Consider the following 17291-nt stretch of genomic DNA (forward strand, 5'->3'; position numbering starts at 1 on the left):
TCTTCGACTGCGGCAACTGCCGCGCAGGCGCATGCGCCGTTATTCAAGGAATGCCCAGCGATGGCTCCCAAGTCCAACAAGCCCACCACCGCGACTGGCGGCAAGACCAAGCCGGCGAGTAAATCGGTAGAGAAATCTGCGGAAAAAGTTGCAGGCAAGCTTGCAAAGCCGGCGGTCGCCGCGCCAGTGCTGGCCGACGTGCGCGCCAAGATCGACCAGATCGACCGCACCATCCAGGAGCTGATCGCCGAGCGCGCCAACTTCGCCCATCAGGTCGGCAAGGCCAAGGGCAAGCTCGCCGCGGCGGTGGACTACTACCGGCCCGAGCGCGAGGCGCAGGTGCTGCGCATGGTGGTGGACCGCAACGAAGGCCCGCTCAGCGATGAAGTGCTGGTGCACGTGTATCGCGAAATCATGTCTGCGTGCCTGGCCCAGCAGGAACCGTTGAAGATCGGTTACCTCGGCCCGGAAGGCACCTTCAGCCAGCAGGCGGTGCTCAAGCACTTCGGTCGCTCGGCAGTGGGCCTGCCGATGGCGACCATCGAAGAAGTGTTCCAGGAAGTGGAAGCCGGCAACGCCGATTTCGGCGTGGTGCCGGTGGAAAATTCCGGGCAGGGCACCATCCAGGTCACGCTGGACATGTTCCTGACCTCCAACCTGAAAATCTGCGGCGAAGTCGAGCTGCGCGTGCATCAGTACCTGCTCTCGCGCAATGGCCGGCTGGAAGATATCGAGCGTATCTACGCGCACTCACAGTCGTTCGCGCAGACCGCCGGCTGGTTGCGTTCGCACCTGCCCAAGGTCGAGAAAATCGCCGTCTCCAGCAATGCCGAGGGCGCGCGCCGCGCCCGCAATGCCGAAGATGCCGCGGCGATCGGTGGGGAGAGCGCCGCGCACGTGTATGGCTTGAAGAAAGTCATCATGAAGTCGATCGAAGACGACGACGACAACACCACGCGCTTTCTGGTGATCGGCCGGCAGATCTTTCCCTCGTCCGGGCACGACCGCACCTCGGTGCTGGTGTTCATCCACGACAAGCCGGGCGCATTGTTCGACGTGCTCAGCCCATTCGCGCGGCATGGCATCAGCATGAATCGCATCGAGTCGCGGCCCTCGCATCAGGCCAAATGGGAGTACGGCTTCTTCATCGATCTGGCCGGCCACGTGGAAGACGAGGCGATGAAGCAGGCGCTGGCCGAACTGGAAGCGCACTCGGCGCAGATCAAGGTGCTGGGCTCGTATCCGGTGGCGATTCCGTAAGCGCTTTTCCTCTAAGCCGGTAACAGCTGACGCGCCGCCATCTGCAAGGCGACGGCGCTACCACACCATTCTTCAAAGCGCAGTGCCGTGCATGGCGCTGCCGCAGCAATCGGACCACACGCATGAGCAGTAATACGCAACATTGGATCGCGCAGCAGGGCAGCGCACTGCAGGGCAGCCTGGCCATTCCCGGCGACAAATCGGTCTCGCATCGCGCGGTGATGTTCGCCGCCTTGGCCGATGGCATCTCGCAGATCGATGGCTTTCTCGAAGGCGAAGACACGCGCTCCACTGCGGCCATTTTCGCCAAGCTCGGCGTGCGCATCGAAACGCCGTCGGCATCGCAGCGCATCGTGCACGGCGTGGGCGTGGATGGCCTGCAGCCGCCGAATGAGGCGCTGGACTGCGGTAACGCCGGCACCGGCATGCGCCTGCTCGCCGGCCTGCTGGCCGCGCAGCGCTTCGACAGCGTGCTGGTGGGCGACGACTCCTTGTCCAAGCGCCCGATGCGGCGCGTGACCGGCCCGCTGGCGCAGATGGGCGCCCGCATCGACACCGAAGAAGACGGCACGCCGCCATTGCGCGTGCATGGCGGGCAAGCGTTGCATGGCATCGACTTCGTCTCGCCGGTGGCCAGCGCACAGGTCAAATCCGCCGTGTTGTTGGCAGGGTTGTATGCAAAGGGCGACACCTCGGTGACCGAGCCGCACCCAACGCGCGATTACACCGAACGCATGTTGTCCGCATTCGGCGTAGAGATCGATTTCTCGCCAGGCAAGGCGCGTCTGCGCGGTGGTCAGCGGCTGCGTGCGACCGATATCGCGGTGCCGGCGGATTTCTCGTCGGCAGCGTTCTTCATCGTTGCCGCAAGCATCATTCCCGGTTCTGAAGTGGTGCTGCGTGCGGTGGGCTTGAATCCGCGTCGCACCGGGCTGCTCGCTGCGTTGCGGCTGATGGGCGCGAATATCGTCGAAGAAAACCACGCCGAACATGGCGGCGAGCCGGTGGCCGATCTGCGCGTACGCTACGCACCGCTGCAGGGCGCGCAGATTCCCGAAGCGCTGGTGCCGGACATGATCGACGAGTTCCCGGCCTTGTTCGTGGCTGCTGCTGCGGCGAACGGGCAGACGGTTGTGACTGGGGCGGCCGAATTGCGGGTCAAGGAATCCGATCGTCTGGCGGCCATGGCCACCGGGCTACGCACGCTTGGCGTGCAAGTCGACGAGACGCCGGATGGTGCGACCATTCACGGCGGCAGCATCGGTAGCGGTGTGATCGAAAGCCACGGCGATCACCGCATTGCGATGGCTTTCGCCATTGCCGGTCAGCTCTCGACCGGCACCGTGCAGGTGAACGATGTCGCCAATGTCGCGACCTCGTTTCCAGGTTTCGATACCTTGGCGCAGGGCGCCGGGTTCGGGCTCAACGTTCGGACGTAAATTCGACCGGCACCTGCACGCTGCTGACGACCGCGTGGCCGTCGCGTGTCGCAGGTTCAAAGCGCCATTGCCCCAGGCTCTCCATCACCGCAGCATCCAGACGCGGGTCGTCGCTGCCGCTGCGATCGACGATGGTCACATCGCTCACCTGGCCCTGCACATCCAGTTGCAGACGCGCGGTGCGGCTGCCTTCGATGCCGGCTTGCGCAATGTCGGCTGGATAGCGCGGCATCGCGTTACCCGGCAGCGGCTTGGCTTCTTCGCTGCTGACCGGTGTACGCGCCGGCTGGTGCGCAATCATGGTCATCGCACGCGGGCCTTCGGAGGTAGGCAGGATCTGGCGGCTTGCCGCCGGCAACGGGCGCATGTCCTGCGCAAACGATTCGTCGCCATGCCGCGTCCACCACCAGGTCGGCAATACCACCAGCACCGCCAGCAGGGTGGCCCACAACCACGGCGATGCGCCATCTGCATCGTCTTCGCGCACACGCTCACGCACGTGCGCGGCCTGTTGCGGCAGCGATTGCGTCTGGTGTGAAGAAGGATTCGAGGTGAAGGACATGGCCGGCCTCCTGGCGCATCTGTGGGATGACACGGCCAGTCTGGTCGGCGCTGCCTGAGGGGGAGCTAAGGCAGGGCGCCAATGAAGGGCTAAAACTCGGCAGGCGTTCAGCTTTGTCGAACTGGCAAATCACCCGTGCCGCTGCCAGATTGGCGCGCCCGGCAGACCAGATTCCGATGCATGCGCTGATGCGTCAACGCTTTGCGCGTGGCCATCTGATGACCATCTGCGACGGTGCTGTCCGCAGGTCTTACTGCGCCGGCTTGAACTCGAAGGGGATATCCACACTGCCGGCAATCGGCTGGCCATTGCGCTGCGCCGGGTGGAAGCGCCACTGACGCACCGCTTCCATCGCGGCGCGGTCCAGATCGCGCGAACCGCTACGCTGCACCAGTGTCACGCCGCCGGGCTTGCCCGCTGCGTCTACGTCCACCCGCACCACCACATCGCCGGCATCGCCACGACGCAACGCGGCCGAGGGGTACCGCGGCGGCGGCATCTGGCCCTGCATCGGTACCGGGCGATCGCCGCCTGCGGCTACCGTAGTATTTGTGGGTGCTGTGGTGCCAGGCGCTCCAGGACCGGTGTCTTCGGGCAAGGGCATCGGCGCGGGTGTGGCAGGCGGCGCAGTGTCCACCAGGGTCGCGGTTTCTTCGGGCGGCTTGGCCTGCGGCATGTCGCTGGCGCCGTCCTGGGCCGGCAGCGGCGCGGGTAGCGGCTGGATATCGTCGGTGGCTGGGGCACCTGCGCTCGGCTGGGCCGGCGAGGCCTTGTAGAAGTCGTCCTTGCGGCCGGTGGCCCACACCAACAGGAACAACAGCAGCCCGGCAACGAAGGCGATACCGGCAATTTTCAGGGTGTGGCGGGGCAGACGTAGAACGATCTGGCGATCGGACGCAGGGCGGGGCGCGGGCATAGGGCTCACCTGAAGGATCGGGTCAATTCTGGCATAGCGGCGGTGAATCGATCGCAGCAGGTGGCGGAACAGGCGATAATCTCGCGCTTCCTACTGACCCACAGACTTCCGATGCTAGATCCGGCCCTGCTTCGCCAACATCCCGCCGACCTTGCCGAGCGCCTGCGCAGCACGCGCAGTTTCGCCCTGGACACCGCGGAACTGGAGTCGCTGGAAGGCGAGCGCAAGCGCATCCAGGTGCGCACGCAGGAGCTGCAGAGTCAGCGCAATTCCAAATCCAAGGCGATCGGGCAGGCCAAGGCCAAGGGCGAGGATGTCACCGCGCTGATGGCGGAAGTGGCTGGTTTCGGCGATGAGCTCAAGGCTTCCGAAGACGCGCTGGATGCGATCCGCGCCAAACTCGAAACCATCGCGCTGGGCCTGCCCAATCTGCCGGCCGACGATGTGCCGCACGGCAAGGACGAGAGCGAGAACGTCGAGCAATCGCGCTGGGGCACGCCGCGCCAGTTTGATTTCGCGGTCAAGGATCATGTGGAACTTGGCGCGCCGCATGGCTGGCTGGATGGCGAAACCGCCGCCAAGTTGTCGGGCGCACGTTTCACCGTGTTGCGCGGGCCGATCGCGCGTCTGCATCGCGCGCTGGCGCAATTCATGCTCGATCTGCATGTCGGCGAGCATGGCTACGAAGAGACCAATGTGCCCTTGCTGGTCAACGCCGAGTCGATGCGTGGCACCGGGCAGTTGCCGAAGTTCGAGGACGATTTGTTCCAGACCGAAGTGGGCGAGTCACGCCGCTATCTGATCCCCACCTCGGAAGTGCCGCTGACCAATATCGTGCGCGACGAGATCGTCGATGCCGAGCGCTTGCCGCTGCGCATGACCGCGCATTCGATGTGCTTCCGTGCCGAAGCCGGCAGCGGCGGCCGCGACACGCGCGGCATGATCCGCCAGCACCAGTTCGAAAAAGTGGAGCTGGTCACCGCCTGTGCGCCGGAAGACAGCGATGCCGAGCATCAGCGCATGACGCGCTGCGCCGAGGTGGTGCTGGAAAAACTCGGGCTGCCGTATCGCAAGGTGCTGCTGTGCACGGGCGACATGGGGTTTGCTGCGATCAAGACCTACGATCTGGAAGTGTGGCTGCCTTCGCAGGACACCTATCGCGAGATTTCGTCGTGTTCCAATTGCGGCGATTTCCAGGCGCGGCGCATGCAGGCGCGCTGGCGCAATCCGACCAGCGGCAAGCCGGAGCTGATGCACACGCTCAACGGCTCGGGCACCGCCGTGGGCCGCGCAATGATCGCGGTGATGGAGAACTACCAGAACGCCGATGGCTCCATCGATGTGCCCGAGGTGCTGCGTCCGTATATGGGCGGGATCGAGCGGATCGGGTAAGCGCGGCTGACAAAAGGTGCTGAAAGCGGGCTGCGCTCATCGCCAGGCGGGCGCGTCCGTTGTTCGGCAGTGGCAAGTGCCACGCGTGCATGCCGGTGTTGAGCGGGCTGTTCGTACTCACCGACGAGTGTTCGCTACGTTTTGTTAGCCACTCCAAGTGCTGCTGCCGATACGGCCGTGCAGCCGACAGATGTACGCGACCTGGCCGTTTCCAAAAACATTGAAGACAACGGGGCCGTCACTGGCCCCGTTTGCGTTTTTACGTGAAGAGCTCATGCGCTTCGTCTGGCAGATCACCTTTGCGGATCCTGCGGTCACGACCCATTGGCGCCAACGCCGGTGCGCTGCGCGCTTTCGCGGCAAGACGAGAGGTCCTCGACGCCAAGCATTCCATATCCCGGAAGCCCGGCAGACCGGGAATCCGATGCGACCGCGGTCGTTGCCCTGTTGGGATAAAGGTGCTTAAATATCACTTATCGTTCTATCCATGGATACCTGCGCCATGCACGACCTAAATGACCTGTACTACTTCGCGATGGTGGTGGACCACGGCGGCTTCGCTGCGGCCGAGCGTGCGCTCGGGATCCCCAAGTCGCGCCTGAGCCGGCGTATCAGCCAGCTCGAAACCGACCTGGGCGTGCGCCTGCTGCAGCGCTCCACGCGCCGCTTTGCGGTGACCGACGTCGGCACCAGCGTGCATCGCCATGCCCAGACTATGCTGGCCGAAGCCCAGGCCGCGCGCGAGGTGGTGGATCGTCTCAGCGCCGAGCCGCGTGGCCTTGTGCGTGTGAGCGTTCCGGTCTCGCTGGCGCAGATTCAATTGCCCAAGCTGTTGCCGGAATTTCTGACCAAGTACCCCAAGGTGCGGCTGCAGCTCAACATCAGCAACCGCCGCGTCGACGTCATCAATGAGGGCTACGACATCGCACTGCGCGTGCGCTCGCGCCTGGACGACGACGGCAGCCTGGTGATGCGCAGCTTCGGCCAGGTGCAGGAATTGCTGGTCGCCAGCCCCAAGTACCTGGACCGCGCCGGCCGCCCGAAAGACCCGAGCGAGCTGGCCAACCACACCACCATGAGCACCAGCGAAGACGAAGCGCATCAGCGCTGGGAACTGCACGGCCCCAACGGCGAGATGCGCCGCGTAGACCTGCAGCCGCGTCTGGCCGGTTTCGATTTCCCGCTGTTGCAGTCGATGGCGCGCGATGGCTTCGGCATCACCATGTTGCCGGAGACCGTGTGCGCCCAGGCGGTGCGCAGCGGCGAACTGGAAGTGGTGCTGCCGCACTGGTCGCTGCCGCAAGGCATCTGCCACGCCGTGTTCGCCTCGCGCCGCGGCCTGCTGCCGGCGGTGCGCGTGTTCATCGATTTCCTGGCCGAGCACCTGCCGCGCGAGATCGAACGCTCGCGTCTGGATTGCGGCGGCAACTGCGCCGAACTGGCCGAAAAGCTCAAGCGTGCCACCGGTACCGCACCGCGTCTGGCCGTGGCCGAAGCCGGCTGAGCGCTGCGCCTGGCCGCCGAGGCCGGCTGACACGCCATTCGGCAGTCAGCTCGCTTCAGATGCCCGGTTTGGCTGCGGCCGGCAGACACGCAACGGTAGCGGCCTGCCACGATTGACGGCGTAGCGCGCTGCGCGATTCAAAAGCGCGGCGCAACTAAGCAAAGCGCGCCCGGGCATGCGAGAATGCGCGCCCGGGAGCGATCTCGGGGGTGGGTGACACCGCACAAGCGGTGGTCACCATCAGCGTCACCCGCAAAGCGCGTGGCGCCTGCGTGATACACCGATGCCATCGGCGACCACGCAGAGCAGAATCAAAGCAGCATCGGAGAGATGGCCGAGCGGTTGAAGGCACCGGTCTTGAAAACCGGCGAAGGGTCAAACCTTCCGTGGGTTCGAATCCCACTCTCTCCGCCAGTCACGTCTAAGTTATTGATTTTAATCATTAATTTTTTAGGCGGATTGATTGGAGGCAAGAAGCATGCAGAGGAAAAACTCGCATGCGCATCCCTCATCATTTGAGCCGGTCGTCCACCGGCCGCTGGTCGTTCGTCCAACGTGTGCCCGTCGATTTGCAAACCGTGATGGGCTGCCGGCTTATCAAACGCACCTTGCAAACGAAGGACTTGCCGCAGGCTCACGTGCGTGCGGTCGTGCTGGGGGCGGGCTATGCTCGGCTCTTCGCACAGTTGAAGGATCAACGCGTGACCAAGCTCAGCAAGTCGGACGCGGATCTGCTCATTGCGCGTCTGACGAGCGCAGAAAATCTTCAGGACCTGACGCTCAACCGCACCCGCCAGCCCGATGGGGTGGTGACGGAGCAGTGGCAGATCGACAGCCCGAAGGACTTGAAGCTGTATCGGCAGCTCATGGAGTTGGAAGCGATGGCCGGCGCTGCCTTGCAGGCTCGGGCCCACCCGGTTGCCGTGCCAACCATGTTTGGCTCAACGCATGCTGGCCCAAGTAGGCAGTCATCTGCGCCGGCCATCGAAACGATGACGCTGGGCAAGGCACGTGACGCGTTCCTGGCGACGCTCAAGCCGTCCACCCTTCCCAAAACTTACACGATCAAGAAAACGGCCATCGAGGCGCTGGTATCGTTCCTGAGGCCGGAGATGAAGGTTCATGCCATCACGCGCTCAGATTTGGCGCGTTGGTATCAGGACATGCGGGAGAAGGGGGCGTCCACGCCCACCCTGACGAACAAGCAGTCGTATATCGGTGGGCGGGGAGGCTTTTTTGAGTGGGCGATGGCGTCAGGCCACTACCCGAAGGGCGACAACCCGGCGAGCGGCCACGTGAGCTACTCCCAGCGCGAGAAGCGTGCCCGGAAGAAGCTGGGCTTCAAAGCCTACGATAGGGCGCAGATCCAGGCTCTGTTCGCGCCCGAGGCGCTGGCCAAGCTTTCTGAATCGGCCCGCTGGGCTTCGCTGATTGGGCTCTACACCGGTGCGAGGGCATCCGAGGTCGGCCAGCTGCTCATCAAGGACGTGTTCCAGGAGGATGGCATCCCATGCATCCGGGTCTCCGACGAGGGCGAGCACCAGAAAGTGAAAACTGAGGTGAGCCTTCGGACGGTGCCGCTACATCCCGAGCTAATCAAGACGGGCTTCCTAGATTGGGTCGATGGGAAGCAGAAGGCGGGTCAAACAAGATTGTTCCCGGCGGCCAAGGCCACGGCCGTGAACGGGCAGGGCAACTGGATCACCAAGGCGTTTAGCAGGCACCTGGCTGAGGTGGGGAAAAGCTGGGAGCCGGCGAAGCGTGGGTTCCACTCGCTCAGGAAGACATTTATTCAGGAACTCCAAGGCGCTGGAGTGGTATCAGAGCTCAGGGCTCAAATCGTGGGGCACGAGCTGGATGATGAACATCATGCTACCTATAGCCGCGATTTTACGTCGCTAGAGAAGCTCTTTGGCATCGGCCCACACTCTCCTGGGCTCACAGCAATATCGTACAAGCTCTGCGTGGAAAAGATCGCTGTAGCATCCCATGCTGTTCAAAGAAGGCGCTAGGGGCGAAACGCAGAGTGGCCGTCTGGAGCACTCTTAATTTCTTTACATTTGACCGGAAGTGTGAATGTGATAGCCTAATTATGGGTAGTTCTTGTGGAGCATGTGATGACTGACGACACCTACAACTCATGGCTGCTTAAAGTGGCTCGCATACAGCAACACGCAGTCGAAAACCCACACACTTTTACGTCGCTCGACGCTTACTGCGAAGAGATGGACGAGATTGACCGAAAGCTTGACTCGCCGGAACTTGGCCAGCCTGCTCCTAGGCGAGATTTTAGTCGGTGAGGGTTTATCGTGTCCTCATTTCCGACGACGCGAAACTGACAATCGAGAGAATGAAATCTGCACTGAAAGGGCAGGCTAGCGACAAGACCATTCGAGATTTTGCGAAGAAGCTGCGCAATGGTGCGAAGAAGCTCTCCGGCGCGAGGCGAGGTCGACGGGTACAATGTGGCAGCCAAGTGTTCTGGGTTGCTCCCATTTCGGGGACGACTTGGGATGTCGCGTTCGATGTCGATGAAGGCTCATCCGTAATTAGGGTCATGGACTTCCATCCTTCAGGTGTTGTCACTTCAGAGACCAACGAGCCTGATGATGAGGCAGAGGATGTTTCCACGTGAGAGCAGGCCGATAGTGGCTGTCGCATACGGCTTCTATGCTGCGTCATTATTCAAGTAAAAAGGGCCGCAACGCGGCCCTTTTCTGTAGTGTCTCCGAGCGAGATGTCAGTTAAACAGTTGCCCATAGAGCACCATCAGCAGCATCGGCAGCCCACTCAGCAGCCCGAACATCCAGAACGCGCCAAGCAGGGTCAGCGAGGTCATGATCCACCACTGCCACCAGGTGAAGCCGTGGTCTCGTTGTCGAGCTTCCCACGCCGCGACCGCCTGAAGGCGTTCTACCTTCCGTGTTCCTCGCCATGTCACAAGCGGCCCGACGACGAATCCGAAAGGTCCGAGGAAGAACAATGCTCCCGAATACCACCAAAAGAACCTGGTGCGCGGGGTCATCAACTTGCGGCGGCGGAGGCAGCTTGGTCTAGGAGAAGAGGGGCGCGCTCATTTGGCGTAGCTTTGCTGCAGGGCCTGAGCCGGGTGCCTTGGTAGGGCAACCCTCCCCTCCCCAATTAATGTTTGGGTCTATCGGGTCAGCTGCAGCCACAACACAAGCAGCGCCATCGGTAGACTGCTCAGCACCGAGGTGACCCAGAAGGCCGCCATGACGGTCAGTGGGGTCATGACCCACCACTGCCACCAGCTGAAGCCACGATCGCGCTGACGGGCCATGTGAGCCTCGAAAGCGTAGAGGCGCTCTGCTTTTCGCAAACCTCGCCGAGCCATGAGCGGCCCAACGATAAAGCCGAATGGGCCCAGGAAGAGCAGACTGAGCGAGTACCACCAGAAGAATCGGTTGTGCGGTGTGGTCACCTTTTTAGGGGCAGCGCGCATGGCGCCGTCCCCATCAAGCCCACCCACAGCGCCGGCTGACGTTCCCATCATCGAATTCGATTGGGTCTTCATTTGGCGTAGGCCCTCCAGGCCCCGTCTTCTTTGGCGTAGCGCAGGTTTTTGCTCACGGGGATGGGCACTTGGCGGCCTCCGATGTCGATCGCCACCTTGCCCCTCGTGTCGCAGCGGTAGCCGTCGACGCCTTCCGCTTCCACGCAGCCGGAGAGCTCGAACTGTTGAACGTCGGTGACCTGGCCGGCACCGCTGTCTTTCAGCAGTCGGACAAAGGCCTCCTTGGCGTTGTCAGAGGAGGGCTTGCCGCCGCAGGCGGTCAGGCCCAGTGCCATGGTCAATGCGACCAAGCCGTTCCATGCGTTTTTCATGTCGTTCCTTTATTGAGTAATGGGAGCAGGGACGGAGGCGGCTTACTTGTCGCGGTTCCCGTCGGGCTTGAACCCGGCGATCCACATCCGGCTGTCCTTGAACGGGGTCAGCATTCCTGAGGGGCCGGGGTGCAGATCCGCGGTCTGGATGAAGCCGCTGACAAAGGCCACACGCAGCGACACATCCACAGCACGGTCAGCGACGCCGGGGCGGCTCACGTTGACCACGAACGGCTGTGTAGGCGGGTTGGGGCCGGTAGACCGCTGAGCGCCCGTGTTGGGCCTGCTGGGCGGCACGCGAATGCCGGTGAGCGTGTCCCTGCCTTTCCACAGGGCTGCGCTGTTGAGCTCCGCCGTTTCGCCCAGGTCGTCGGTCTCCGTCACCGCGGCATCGAAGCAGGTGCGGAAGGTCTCGGTCGTCGAGGCAGTGGGGCTGGTCCAGATGCGGGCTTCTGCGGTCCAGCAGGGCAGGGATGCCCCCCACTCGGTAAAGGTCAACGCCACTCGAGGCCAGTCCAGGCGCCCCGCCTGGGCAGCCTGGTGGCTGTCGCCCTTGAAGAGACCCGACAACTTCCCGGTGCCGCTGATAGGCGTGTAGATCGAGCCCGTCCCCTGATCGCCAGCCTTGCTTGTGGCGTTCGGCTTGATGCCGACCATCTGCTTGCCCGAGTCGGCCAGGCTCTTTCCGAGCTGGCTGAAGAAGCCCGGCTTCTGTTCTTGTGCGTCCTGGGCCTGGGCGACGCCGGCCACGGTCAATGCAAGCAGGGCTGCGCCTGCGATCCTTGCGATGTCCATGAAATCCCCGTGTGTTGTTGGAGGGTGCTACATTTCATGAAGAGTCTGCCATGCAGTGGAGGAGCAAGTCATGCTGTCCGGCCAACTTTTCAACATTCGTTCACGTGCCGAAGGCTTCCCCCCGTGCCCTTTTTGCTGCCCGCCTGAAACAGGCTCGGGAACTGCAAGGCATCCCAAGCCAGCGGGCTTTGGGGGTGCTGATGGGGCTTGATAAGAAGTTGGCCAGTAGCCGGGTCAATCGCTACGAGAACGAGACCAGTGGCATCGATTTGGATGGGCTGGGGAAGCTGGCTGACACCTTAGGGGTGCCAATGGCCTACTTGGTGGCGGAGGATGAGGAGACGGCTCGAGCCATCATGGCACTCGCCAAGATGTCAGCTCGGGAGCGACGTAAAGCGCTGGCACAACTTGAAGCACATATCGGCGATACAGAAGAAGACTTTCGGCGATGATTCCAGAACGATTATTCAAGTATCGAGCGTTTGATTCTTTCTCACTGAAACTTATCTGCGAAAGTGAGTCTTGGTATTCTCGGACAGCTGCGTTCAATGACCCGGTTGAAGAGCTTACCGAGACAATTAACGACATTGATCGCCTGACGATCGAGGCACTTCATCAGAGGCTTTTTCCCGAGGACGCTGTTCAACGGCTTCAGCGCAACCAATGGACTTATGACGAGGATTACAACGACGTTAAAGCGTCTGTCGAGGAGTATGTTGGTGCAGCAAAGAGGGAGATAGATGGCAGGGTTCGCGAGATCTTAGGGAGCCGCGGCATGCTCACGTTGTCTTCTCGCTGGGACAGTCCGTTGATGTGGAGTCATTACGCTGATAGCCATCGCGGATTCTGCATTGAATACGACGCAACGAACCATCGATGCCAACACCTTGCGCCCGTTGACTACGCGAGCGATCGAGGGGTTAAATTATCGGATATCGCTGGATGGAAGCTGCAGAACGATGAGCGGGCGCTAAGGGCAGTTGTTGAGTCAGCTTACTTTCGCAAGTCGCCAGATTGGGCGTATGAGGAAGAATGGCGGGACGTTTCTCGTGGATTTGGTGCAGGATGTGCACCATTTGACATATGTGGAATCACGTTTGGTATGCGTTGTCCCAGGCACGTAATGACAGCGCTCATGCTTGTATTCAGCGGCCACAAGGTTAAGCCAAATTTTTATGAAGCAAGCTTCAAGCCTGGATCCTTCGAGATGAGCCGTAATCTTGTTGATCCTAATGAGGTGGCACACATTCGTCCCTCGGGCGCGATGGTATTCGGAGCTCACGGCCGATATGCGCTTCCGTTCGATGTCGCTGAGTGAGACGCCGCCAATTAGGCCTTCTCAAACTAGTGGTGGTTACTGATCCTAGTCCGCAGAAAATGGTTAGAACGAAAAAAAGCTTTGGTTCGATACTTTGAGAAGGTCGCTACCAGTGATGGTTGTTGCACGTAACCTGCGTGCACCGTCCTTTGAGATTGCAGTCAATTCTTTGTAGTCGATGAGTTTTTCGAGTGCAAGGCGATACTTCTGAGCGTCTGCTGGTGAACTGTTGCAGTGCGCAGCGAAGAGTTCGCCGAACGTGATTCCCTCCGGCTGAGCATGGATGAGAGGCGAGAGCTGATTTACCAACGCTTCGACGCTGGCTTCGCCAGCGTTCTCATCAAAGCAAAAGCCAAGCTCGTTCTGTCCCGTAAAGCGCGAGTCAGCGCTGGTGCTATACCCAAGCGTGCGGAACATGTCCAAGCCAGCATCCCCGTAGTGGATGAAGTGGTTATTCTTGCTCCAATGGACTGTCGTCATGACATCTCGCGCTTTAGGGTGCTGCGAGAGGTGAACTAGCCAATAGTCACCATGGCCGGTAGTCCTGATGAAGAAGACGGTGAAGAACTTGGCGCCGCACTGCTCCACTAGCTCCTTGTAAAAGCAGCTCTGGATATACAGCCTGAAGTCTTTCTCAACGCGCTTGATGTCTTCTAGTGTTCGCCCCTTCAGCACGTCTGGGAGGTCGATGCGCTTCAGGATGCGCCGTGTGGCTTCAGTGTCTGACGCGAAGTTGATAAAAGCATCGACAGCAAAAGTTAGGATAACTTCCGCAGTTGGGAGAGTGTGAAATATGCCCCTGATTTGAGAGGCAGGAACATGGGAGTAGCCATACTGGTCAAGGAGAAAGATCGAACGTCCCTTGATCGGGCTTTTTTGCTTGACGAACTGAATTAGGTTGCTGGCATGTTTGTCGAAAGAATCATTGATGAGGTGAATGTCTTTGTCGATCCTGGACCCGTAGCCGCGCTCCTCAAGCGCGTATTTCAAATGCCTATGCGCTTTCTTGTTCTTCTCGACAAAGAAGTAGTCCAAGTTCCATCGCAAAGGTTTTTGTCGGCCAATAGCAATTAATGCCTCTGCCTCCTTTGCGGCTTCTAGAAAAATGAACGGAGACCCTAAAACAATTTCTTTTGTGTCTTGGTGCTGATAGACGCCTCCCCCAGCAAAGCCGTCAATTAAGGTGACGCTGAGTGCGTCTTGGGCAGGTCTAGTTACCAGAGTCTGTAGATAGGCGACCAGATACTCTCGCAGCACTTCATGCTTGGCGATGCTGTGCTGCTGGATCGTTGCCGGAACTCCATCATCCCAAGTGTAAGGAGCAAGCGTCATCTGTGCGGTCTTCCTACATCATTGCGTGCATGGGCATTTCGTCCCATGTGCGTCCATTCAAAAGCCGTCCATTTTTAGCCTTAGCACGTCGCTTTCCATCTGCGCCCCAGCCACCCCATTGCTTGAAGAAGAAAGCCACGTCCTGCTCTGAGCACTGGATACGGACTGCGTCTGCCCACTCTGGCTTCATCGGCCGTGCCTTGGCGCCGGATTCGCCCCCGACAATGACCCAGTGGATGTTCGACAGATCCAGCTCACCAACATCCTCCAGGAGCGGCTCGACGGACAGGAAGCGAATTTTGGCATCTACCTTACGGAGGTGGTCAATGCGCGGCACACCGTGGCGCCGGTTTTCAACTGATACACCAAGCCAGGCGTTACTGGGAACAGCGCGACTCTTGAAGTAGCGCGCCATCCGCGCGGCTCGCTTGGTCAGAATTTGGTAGCTGTGCTGCGGCGTCTGAGAAATCACGTCCATCACCCGATCAATGTATTCGGACGGCACTTTCTCGTGGAACAGATCGGACATGGAGTTCACGAAGTAGATCGTGGCTTTTTTGCGCTTCATGGGGTCGCTCAGGCGCTCTTCGATCAAGCGCAAGGCAAACCCGTTTTCGTAACCAGGCGTTCCCATGGCCTGAAGCCGCCGTGCCATGACTTCGGCATAGCAATGCTTGCAGCCAGCAGAAATCTTCGTGCACCCGACTATGGGGTTCCACGTCTGCTCGGTCCACTCAATTCGGGAAGACGTCGTCATAGCAGTGCTCTCAGGACTTCAGGTGATGCGGGCGACCCAAGTGGAATCGCCTTTTCGCTGAGAAGTGTAGCCGGCTTACCTGTAGGCTAAAAGATACAAGCACAGGTGCGCGTCCACCCAGCCTGTGGACGAAAGTGCAGCGACGACTGGCCAGCCCTGCCAAACACAGCGCACGGACGCTAAGCAGAGCGGCAGCTGCCCACACGAGTCTCCGTTCCCTGCCAACTGTCTGCCGAGCTCTTGCGGGTAGCCGCTGCATGCGTCCCCGTGGGGCTTGTTAGAAGGGCAGGCGATGCTGTGGTGTCACATTGCTCACCTCGCCCCAGAACCGACGACCCAGCTCGTTCTTTGAGGCCAAGACTAGCCAATACAGTGGTTGGTTCTTTTTGCCCGACACGAGTTCCAGCCGATCGCTTACATCTTTGTAACCGAGTTGCCGAATCAGGTTGCACCAATGGCGAACCACAGCTCGCACTGCTAAATCGTTTCGCTCGGCGGGATTGACGTGCTCGCGCCAACCGGGTGCGAACAGTTCGAGGGCCCCACTAGACATCAATTGTTTAACGTTTCTGGTGAGATCCATGGCACTCAGATGAATCAATAAATCGATATGCTCCATCTGAGCAAGAGTCCTTAGAACTTCGAAGGGAAGTGATTGCACGTTATAAGGATCAAGAAAAGCGAAGTGCAACCCAGTGCGCGATAGCTTGGATACAATCGCTTTTGCAGTGTTTTCCGCCCGTCCAACAAGGTGATTCACTGGGCCGAATCCACTGGCTTCCATGCGGCGCCTGCATGCCTCGGCATTGGACTCGTCAAGGTCGGCGATATGGATAGATCCAAAGGGCACGCTGCGTGCTGCGTCAACGGCAGCCAGCGCCCCGCCAGAAATAAAGGTTGTTGTATCCTTGATCTTCGCGCGACCAGGCCCGCAATACAAATCAATGTAGGTGGAATTCTTGTCGAATTTTCTACGTGCGGCGCGACTGATGTCGACGTAGTGACGCAAGCGCGCATGCTTTTCTTGTGCCCAGGCTCCAACAACTTCAGCCTTTAACCCGTCGTGCGGGTCAATTTCGTAACGCTCTTCCGTGCGCTTTGTCGGCATTTTTTCCCCTTGTGGCCGTGAGCACTAATCCTTGCTTTGAAATCTTAACGCTGCTGCTTGTCTAGCGCTAGAAGCGTCTTGCAGACCAGGCTGGGTCAAGACAAAATTCAAGCGGCCGCGGCTTATGCAGCATTGAGCGAGTAGCCGGTCCACATCGAGCCGGTCACGATGAGCGAGCCGCCTTCCGGGACCTCGGTTTCGGTCATGCTCAGCTCTTCTTGCACCAATCGCTGGCCCTTGTATGTGAACTGCGAAATCACTGCCACATACATGCTGGTGCGGAGATCTTCCAGGAATAGGCCCCCTGGCCAGATGACCTGCGCCTCATAGATCGCATCGCCACCACGGTAGATCGTGGTTTCAGCGCCAATGCTGAAGTTATTGATGACACGAACTTCGTTGAGGACTAGATCGTCGGGGCTATGGTTGATCACAGCGCCATTCGCGCGGCGGTCCTGTGACAACACGCCGTCGATCGAAAACGAAGCCGAGGTCTCCGAAAAGCTCACCGGCCTGGTCGACGTGTCCAGATTGCTCGGGTTCGTGGGATCGTTGGAGTAGCGGGCCTGCACGCTGAAGTCAGGCGGGATGTCTACTATCGAGCTGCCACCCGGGGGCGGTGCGACGACTTGCCAAGCAATGGTTGCCAGAGTGGGGTTCCTGATGGGCTTCTGAAACAGCGCGAGGCGAACGGTCTCGTTGGTCTGGTTGATCAGTGTGATTTTCGACATGCATCAAACTCCTTTTGGTCGCAGGGATAAATCCTATGTTGACCATTAGGGAAGGTCTGAATAACGCGGCCTGAGAGCGCGGAATGTCGCGTCGTTGCGGAGAGTCGCGTTTGGATCTTCGGAGTTTGGCCATTTCTGGCGCTTTCCGTGGGAAATCCCCGGGTTACAGGCGCACGCTCCCCATGGCAGGCAGTAACTGCTTTCGCTTCATCCACAGATTGGAGAGCGCAAACAAGGTCAGCACGTGTGCGGTGTTCTTGGCCAGGCCGCGATAGCGGACCTTGGTGTAACCGAACTGGCGCTTGATCACCCGGAACGGATGCTCCACCTT

Annotated in this window: 19 protein-coding genes and 1 tRNA gene; 9 read left to right on the plus strand and 11 right to left on the minus strand. The window is 60.2% G+C overall.

The window, feature by feature from the left end; genetic code table 11:
• Positions 1–60 precede the first annotated feature (60 nt).
• Both pheA and aroA read left to right on the plus strand, forming a co-directional pair.
• Positions 61–1260, plus strand: a complete 1200-nt coding sequence (gene pheA, locus FFY45_RS15200; RefSeq protein WP_095574583.1) for a prephenate dehydratase — start codon at positions 61–63, stop codon at positions 1258–1260.
• A gap of 122 nt (positions 1261–1382) precedes the next feature.
• Positions 1383–2699, plus strand: a complete 1317-nt coding sequence (gene aroA / locus FFY45_RS15205; protein ID WP_176341057.1) for a 3-phosphoshikimate 1-carboxyvinyltransferase — start codon at positions 1383–1385, stop codon at positions 2697–2699.
• Here the strand turns inward: aroA and FFY45_RS15210 are convergent.
• On the minus strand, positions 2683–3150 hold the full coding sequence (locus FFY45_RS15210) for an energy transducer TonB (RefSeq protein ID WP_176341078.1): 468 nt from the start codon (positions 3148–3150) through the stop codon (positions 2683–2685). The two genes, aroA and FFY45_RS15210, sit on opposite strands and share 17 nt — an antisense overlap.
• Before the next feature lie 361 nt (positions 3151–3511).
• Positions 3512–4177, minus strand: coding sequence for an energy transducer TonB (locus FFY45_RS15215; RefSeq protein ID WP_176341058.1), 666 nt, complete (start codon positions 4175–4177; stop codon positions 3512–3514).
• Between the two features lie 111 nt (positions 4178–4288).
• Between FFY45_RS15215 and serS the strand changes: the two genes are divergently transcribed.
• The 5 genes from serS to FFY45_RS15240 all read left to right on the plus strand — a co-directional run bounded on the left by serS (position 4289) and on the right by FFY45_RS15240 (position 9708).
• Entirely contained in the window at positions 4289–5569 is a 1281-nt protein-coding gene (gene serS / locus FFY45_RS15220; RefSeq protein WP_176341059.1) for a serine--tRNA ligase, read from the plus strand.
• 487 nt (positions 5570–6056) lie between these two features.
• Entirely contained in the window at positions 6057–7073 is a 1017-nt protein-coding gene (locus tag FFY45_RS15225; RefSeq protein WP_176341060.1) for a LysR family transcriptional regulator, read from the plus strand.
• A 324-nt stretch (positions 7074–7397) separates the two neighbouring features.
• Positions 7398–7487: transfer RNA gene (locus FFY45_RS15230), tRNA-Ser, on the plus strand.
• 83 nt (positions 7488–7570) lie between these two features.
• Complete coding sequence (locus tag FFY45_RS15235) at positions 7571–9085, plus strand: site-specific integrase (RefSeq protein ID WP_176341061.1); 1515 nt, start codon at positions 7571–7573, stop codon at positions 9083–9085.
• A 338-nt stretch (positions 9086–9423) separates the two neighbouring features.
• Complete coding sequence (locus tag FFY45_RS15240; RefSeq protein ID WP_176341062.1) at positions 9424–9708, plus strand: hypothetical protein; 285 nt, start codon at positions 9424–9426, stop codon at positions 9706–9708.
• Positions 9709–9813: 105 nt separating this feature from the next.
• Here the strand turns inward: FFY45_RS15240 and FFY45_RS15245 are convergent, their stop codons facing one another.
• From FFY45_RS15245 to FFY45_RS15260, 4 genes are all read right to left on the minus strand, one after another.
• Positions 9814–10098, minus strand: a complete 285-nt coding sequence (locus FFY45_RS15245) for a hypothetical protein (protein ID WP_176341063.1) — start codon at positions 10096–10098, stop codon at positions 9814–9816.
• Positions 10099–10227: 129 nt separating this feature from the next.
• Positions 10228–10608, minus strand: coding sequence for a hypothetical protein (locus FFY45_RS15250; protein ID WP_176341064.1), 381 nt, complete (start codon positions 10606–10608; stop codon positions 10228–10230).
• Positions 10605–10919 carry a hypothetical protein gene (locus FFY45_RS15255; RefSeq protein ID WP_176341065.1) on the minus strand — a complete coding sequence of 105 codons (315 nt, stop codon included), beginning with the start codon at positions 10917–10919 and terminating at the stop codon, positions 10605–10607. Before FFY45_RS15255 ends, FFY45_RS15250 begins: the two co-directional genes overlap by 4 nt.
• A gap of 42 nt (positions 10920–10961) precedes the next feature.
• Positions 10962–11714 (minus strand): hypothetical protein, encoded by a 753-nt coding sequence (locus tag FFY45_RS15260; protein ID WP_176341066.1) that lies wholly within the window; start codon positions 11712–11714, stop codon positions 10962–10964.
• A 104-nt stretch (positions 11715–11818) separates the two neighbouring features.
• On the opposite strand from FFY45_RS15260, the gene FFY45_RS15265 reads away from it, so the two are divergent.
• Positions 11819–12166 carry a helix-turn-helix domain-containing protein gene (locus tag FFY45_RS15265; RefSeq protein ID WP_176341067.1) on the plus strand — a complete coding sequence of 116 codons (348 nt, stop codon included), beginning with the start codon at positions 11819–11821 and terminating at the stop codon, positions 12164–12166.
• Positions 12163–13032 carry a DUF2971 domain-containing protein gene (locus tag FFY45_RS15270; RefSeq protein ID WP_176341068.1) on the plus strand — a complete coding sequence of 290 codons (870 nt, stop codon included), beginning with the start codon at positions 12163–12165 and terminating at the stop codon, positions 13030–13032. The genes FFY45_RS15265 and FFY45_RS15270 overlap by 4 nt, the downstream gene beginning before the upstream one ends.
• Positions 13033–13095: 63 nt before the next feature.
• Here the strand turns inward: FFY45_RS15270 and FFY45_RS15275 are convergent, their stop codons facing one another.
• From FFY45_RS15275 to FFY45_RS15295, 5 genes are all read right to left on the minus strand, one after another.
• Positions 13096–14364 (minus strand): three-Cys-motif partner protein TcmP, encoded by a 1269-nt coding sequence (locus tag FFY45_RS15275; protein WP_176341069.1) that lies wholly within the window; start codon positions 14362–14364, stop codon positions 13096–13098.
• A 13-nt stretch (positions 14365–14377) separates the two neighbouring features.
• Positions 14378–15121 carry a DUF5131 family protein gene (locus tag FFY45_RS15280; RefSeq protein WP_176341070.1) on the minus strand — a complete coding sequence of 248 codons (744 nt, stop codon included), beginning with the start codon at positions 15119–15121 and terminating at the stop codon, positions 14378–14380.
• Positions 15122–15398: 277 nt separating this feature from the next.
• Positions 15399–16229 carry a three-Cys-motif partner protein TcmP gene (tcmP, locus tag FFY45_RS15285; RefSeq protein WP_176341071.1) on the minus strand — a complete coding sequence of 277 codons (831 nt, stop codon included), beginning with the start codon at positions 16227–16229 and terminating at the stop codon, positions 15399–15401.
• Positions 16230–16351: 122 nt separating this feature from the next.
• Complete coding sequence (locus FFY45_RS15290) at positions 16352–16960, minus strand: hypothetical protein (protein ID WP_176341072.1); 609 nt, start codon at positions 16958–16960, stop codon at positions 16352–16354.
• 163 nt (positions 16961–17123) lie between these two features.
• A partial coding sequence (locus FFY45_RS15295; RefSeq protein WP_176341073.1) for a transposase occupies positions 17124–17291 on the minus strand: 168 nt, incomplete at its 5' end.

This window comes from Xanthomonas hortorum, from assembly GCF_011305375.1.
GTDB lineage: Bacteria > Pseudomonadota > Gammaproteobacteria > Xanthomonadales > Xanthomonadaceae > Xanthomonas > Xanthomonas hortorum_E.

What these genes read in the sequence shown, in the direction of transcription:
- FFY45_RS15215 (WP_176341058.1), bottom strand. Translation starts at nt 4,177, where the DNA reads ATGCCCGCGCCCCGCCCTGCGTCCGATCGCCAGATCGTTCTACGTCTG.
- aroA (WP_176341057.1), top strand. Translation starts at nt 1,383, where the DNA reads ATGAGCAGTAATACGCAACATTGGATCGCGCAGCAGGGCAGCGCACTG.
- FFY45_RS15260 (WP_176341066.1), bottom strand. Translation starts at nt 11,714, where the DNA reads ATGGACATCGCAAGGATCGCAGGCGCAGCCCTGCTTGCATTGACCGTG.
- FFY45_RS15225 (WP_176341060.1), top strand. Translation starts at nt 6,057, where the DNA reads ATGGATACCTGCGCCATGCACGACCTAAATGACCTGTACTACTTCGCG.
- FFY45_RS15275 (WP_176341069.1), bottom strand. Translation starts at nt 14,364, where the DNA reads ATGACGCTTGCTCCTTACACTTGGGATGATGGAGTTCCGGCAACGATC.
- FFY45_RS15250 (WP_176341064.1), bottom strand. Translation starts at nt 10,608, where the DNA reads ATGAAGACCCAATCGAATTCGATGATGGGAACGTCAGCCGGCGCTGTG.
- serS (WP_176341059.1), top strand. Translation starts at nt 4,289, where the DNA reads ATGCTAGATCCGGCCCTGCTTCGCCAACATCCCGCCGACCTTGCCGAG.
- tcmP (WP_176341071.1), bottom strand. Translation starts at nt 16,229, where the DNA reads ATGCCGACAAAGCGCACGGAAGAGCGTTACGAAATTGACCCGCACGAC.
- FFY45_RS15290 (WP_176341072.1), bottom strand. Translation starts at nt 16,960, where the DNA reads ATGTCGAAAATCACACTGATCAACCAGACCAACGAGACCGTTCGCCTC.
- pheA (WP_095574583.1), top strand. Translation starts at nt 61, where the DNA reads ATGGCTCCCAAGTCCAACAAGCCCACCACCGCGACTGGCGGCAAGACC.
- FFY45_RS15240 (WP_176341062.1), top strand. Translation starts at nt 9,424, where the DNA reads ATGAAATCTGCACTGAAAGGGCAGGCTAGCGACAAGACCATTCGAGAT.
- FFY45_RS15255 (WP_176341065.1), bottom strand. Translation starts at nt 10,919, where the DNA reads ATGAAAAACGCATGGAACGGCTTGGTCGCATTGACCATGGCACTGGGC.
- FFY45_RS15280 (WP_176341070.1), bottom strand. Translation starts at nt 15,121, where the DNA reads ATGACGACGTCTTCCCGAATTGAGTGGACCGAGCAGACGTGGAACCCC.
- FFY45_RS15245 (WP_176341063.1), bottom strand. Translation starts at nt 10,098, where the DNA reads ATGACCCCGCGCACCAGGTTCTTTTGGTGGTATTCGGGAGCATTGTTC.
- FFY45_RS15235 (WP_176341061.1), top strand. Translation starts at nt 7,571, where the DNA reads ATGCGCATCCCTCATCATTTGAGCCGGTCGTCCACCGGCCGCTGGTCG.
- FFY45_RS15270 (WP_176341068.1), top strand. Translation starts at nt 12,163, where the DNA reads ATGATTCCAGAACGATTATTCAAGTATCGAGCGTTTGATTCTTTCTCA.